Annotated in this window: 3 protein-coding genes; all 3 read left to right on the top strand. The window is 60.9% G+C overall.

All coding sequences use genetic code 11. The features are described 5' to 3' along the window. A partial coding sequence (nirB, locus tag HMPREF9538_RS04900) for a nitrite reductase large subunit NirB (RefSeq protein WP_009486048.1) occupies positions 1–2,167 on the top strand: 2,167 nt, incomplete at its 5' end. Beyond that, positions 2,164–2,490: a nitrite reductase small subunit NirD gene (nirD, locus tag HMPREF9538_RS04895; RefSeq protein WP_002920249.1), complete on the top strand. Its 327-nt coding sequence runs from the start codon at positions 2,164–2,166 to the stop codon at positions 2,488–2,490. The genes nirB and nirD, both read left to right, overlap by 4 nt. A gap of 153 nt (positions 2,491–2,643) precedes the next feature. Beyond that, entirely contained in the window at positions 2,644–4,017 is a 1,374-nt protein-coding gene (gene cysG, locus HMPREF9538_RS04890; RefSeq protein ID WP_002920252.1) for a siroheme synthase CysG, read from the top strand. Positions 4,018–4,092 lie beyond the last annotated feature (75 nt).

Here is a 4,092-nt window from a genome sequence, read left to right on the forward strand (position 1 = left end):
ACGTCGTCTGAAATCAAACTCACCCCAACCCCCCCCCCCCCCCCCCCCCCGCCCCGCAAAGCGCGGCGGGGTAGTCGGCGGCGGCCTGCTCGGCCTGGAAGCGGCCGGCGCGTTGAAAAACCTCGGTGTGGAAACCCATGTTATCGAATTCGCGCCGATGCTGATGGCCGAACAGCTCGACCAGATGGGCGGCGAGCAGTTGCGGCGCAAAATCGAAAGCATGGGCGTGAAAGTTCACACCAGCAAAAACACCAAAGAGATTGTTCAGCAGGGCACCGAGGCGCGCAAAACCATGCACTTCGCCGACGGTAGCGAGCTGCAGGTCGATTTCATCGTCTTCTCAACCGGGATCCGCCCGCGCGATAAGCTGGCCACCCAGTGCGGGCTGGCGGTCGCCCAGCGCGGCGGCATCATGGTCAACGATAGCTGCCAGACCTCCGATCCGGATATCTATGCCATCGGGGAATGCGCCAGCTGGAACAACCGCGTCTACGGTCTGGTCGCCCCCGGCTATAAAATGGCCCAGGTGGCCGTCGACCATCTCCTCGGCAGTGAAAATAGCTTCACCGGCGCCGACCTCAGCGCCAAGCTGAAGCTGTTGGGTGTGGACGTGGGCGGGATCGGCGATGCCCACGGCCGCACGCCGGGCGCCCGTAGCTACGTCTATCTCGACGAAAGCAAAGAAGTTTATAAGCGCCTGATCGTCAGCGCCGACAACAAAACGCTGCTCGGCGCGGTGCTGGTCGGCGACACCAGCGACTACGGCAATCTGCTGCAGCTGGTGCTCAACGCCATCGAGCTGCCGGAAAACCCGGATTCGCTGATCCTCCCGGCCCACGCCGGCAGCGGCAAGCCATCGATCGGCGTGGATAAACTGCCGGACAGCGCGCAGATCTGCTCCTGCTTTGACGTCAGCAAAGGCGACCTGATCGCCGCTATCAACAAAGGCTGCCACACCGTGGCGGCGCTGAAAGTGGAAACCAAAGCCGGGACCGGCTGCGGGGGCTGTATTCCGCTGGTCACTCAGGTGCTCAACGCCGAGCTGGCGAAACAGGGCATCGAGGTCAACAACAATCTGTGCGAACACTTCGCTTACTCCCGTCAGGAGCTGTTCCACCTGATCCGCGTGGAAGGCATTAAAACCTTCGACGAACTGCTGGAAAAACACGGTCAGGGCTACGGCTGTGAAGTCTGTAAGCCGACCGTCGGTTCCCTGCTGGCCTCCTGCTGGAATGAGTACATCCTCAAGCCGCAGCACACGCCGCTGCAGGACAGCAACGACAACTTCCTCGCCAACATTCAGAAAGATGGTACCTATTCGGTGATCCCGCGCTCAGCTGGCGGCGAAATCACGCCGGAAGGGCTGGTCGCCGTGGGCCGTATCGCGCGTGAATTCAATCTGTACACCAAAATCACCGGCTCTCAGCGCATCGGCCTGTTTGGCGCGCAGAAAGACGACCTGCCGGAGATCTGGCGGCAGCTGATTGAAGCGGGATTCGAAACCGGCCACGCCTACGCCAAAGCGCTGCGAATGGCGAAAACCTGCGTCGGCAGTACCTGGTGCCGCTACGGCGTTGGCGACAGCGTCGGCTTCGGCGTGGAACTGGAAAACCGCTACAAAGGCATCCGCACCCCGCACAAAATGAAGTTCGGCGTCTCCGGCTGTACCCGTGAATGCGCGGAAGCGCAGGGTAAAGACGTTGGGATCATCGCCACCGAGAAAGGCTGGAACCTGTACGTGTGCGGTAACGGCGGGATGAAACCGCGTCACGCCGATCTACTGGCCGCGGACCTCGATCGCGATACGCTCATCAAATATCTCGACCGCTTTATGATGTTCTACATCCGCACCGCCGATAAGCTGACCCGCACTGCCCCGTGGCTGGACAATATGGAAGGCGGTATCGACTATCTGCGCAGCGTCATCATCGATGACAAGCTCGGTCTGAACGACCATCTGGAAGAAGAGCTGGCTCGCCTGCGCGCCGCCTTCGCCTGCGAGTGGACCGAGACCGTCAACAACCCGGCGGCGCAGACCCGCTTCAAACACTTTATCAACAGCGACCAGCGCGACCCGAACGTTCAGGTGGTGCCGGAACGTGACCAGCACCGCCCGGCCACGCCGTATGAGCGTATCCCGGTTACTCTGGTGGAGGAAAAAGCATGAGCCAGTGGGTAAATATCTGCAGCATCGACGACATCCTGCCGGCCACCGGCGTCTGCGCCCTGCTCGGTCAGCAGCAGGTGGCGATCTTCCGTCCCTACCATGACGACAGAGTATTCGCCATCAGCAACATTGATCCGTTCTTCAACGCCAGCGTACTGTCTCGCGGGATTATCGCCGAGCATGACGGCGCGCTATGGGTCGCCAGCCCGCTGAAAAAACAGCGCTTCCGCCTGAGCGACGGCCTGTGCATGGAAGATGCCAGCCACTCTATCGCCCGCTTCGACGCCCGCGTGAAAGACGGACACGTTCAGCTTAAAGCGTAAGTCCTTCTCCCTCCCCCCGGCCACGGGGGGAGATATAAGTAACAGTTCTGACCGACAGCGCATGAGTGCGGGATATGTCGCATGTTTTGTATTACCTTTGCTGCTATTCTACGACCACTCGTTTTCTACCCCTTATTTTCATGAGGTTATTCTGTGGATCACTTACCCATATTCTGCCAGTTGCGCCAGCGCGATTGTTTACTGGTTGGCGGCGGGGATGTCGCCGAACGCAAAGCCCGTCTGCTGCTGGATGCTGGCGCTAACGTCACGGTCAATGCGCTCGACTTCACGCCCCAGTTTCAGGTGTGGGCTGATTCACAGATGCTAACTCTGGTGCAGGGGGAGTTTATCCCCTCGCTGCTGGATAACTGCTGGCTGGCCATCGCCGCTACTGATGATGAGACGGTCAACCAGCAGGTTAGCGAGGCGGCCGAAGCGCGGCGTATCTTCTGTAACGTGGTGGATGCCCCGCGCCAGGCCAGCTTTATCATGCCGTCGATCATCGATCGCTCGCCGCTGATGGTCGCCGTCTCCTCGGGCGGGACATCACCGGTTCTGGCGCGCCTGCTGCGCGAGAAACTGGAGTCAATTCTGCCCCTGCATCTCGGCCAGCTGGCCCGCTATGCCGGCCATCTGCGCGCGCGGGTTAAGCAGCAGTTTGCCACCGTAGGCGAGCGTCGCCGCTTCTGGGAGAAGCTGTTTGTTAACGACCGTCTGGCGCAGTCGCTGGCTAATGACGATCGGCAGGCAGTCGCGGATACCACTGAGCAGTTGCTGACGGAGCCGTTGGAGCATCGCGGCGAGGTGGTGCTGGTTGGCGCCGGCCCCGGTGACGCCGGGCTGCTCACGCTCAAAGGCCTGCAGCAGATCCAGCAGGCTGACGTGGTGGTCTATGATCGGCTGGTCTCCGATGACATCATGAATCTGGTGCGCCGTGATGCCGATCGGGTGTTCGTCGGCAAGCGCTCAGGCTACCACTGCGTCCCGCAGGAGGAGATCAACCAGATCCTGCTGCGCGAAGCGCAAAAAGGAAGACGCGTGGTCCGGCTGAAAGGCGGCGATCCCTTTATCTTTGGCCGCGGAGGGGAAGAGCTGGAGACGCTTTGCGAGGCGGGCATCCCCTTCTCCGTTGTGCCTGGCATTACCGCCGCCTCCGGCTGCTCCGCTTATTCGGGGATCCCCCTGACCCACCGCGATTTCGCCCAGGGCGTCCGCCTGGTCACTGGCCACCTGAAAACCGGCGGCGAGCTGGACTGGGCGAACCTGGCGGTGGAGAAGCAAACCCTGGTGTTCTACATGGGTCTGAACCAGGCGCCGGCGATCCGCGAGAAGCTTATCGCTCACGGCATGGCTGAAGATATGCCCGCCGCCATCGTCGAGAACGGCACCGCTGTGACGCAAAAAGTGGTCAGCGGCACCTTAGGACAACTGGATATTCTGGCGCAGCAGATGGCCAGCCCGGCGCTGATCATCGTCGGCCGCGTGGTCGGTCTGCGGGATAAACTGAACTGGTTTTCGAACCATTAACCTTGCCTCCCATAAAGTGACAGACATAAAAAAGGGGGGGGGGGGCCCCCCCCCCCTTTTTTTTTTTTTTTTTTT

Origin of the sequence: Klebsiella sp. MS 92-3 (assembly GCF_000195655.1) — a bacterium.
GTDB lineage: Bacteria > Pseudomonadota > Gammaproteobacteria > Enterobacterales > Enterobacteriaceae > Klebsiella > Klebsiella pneumoniae.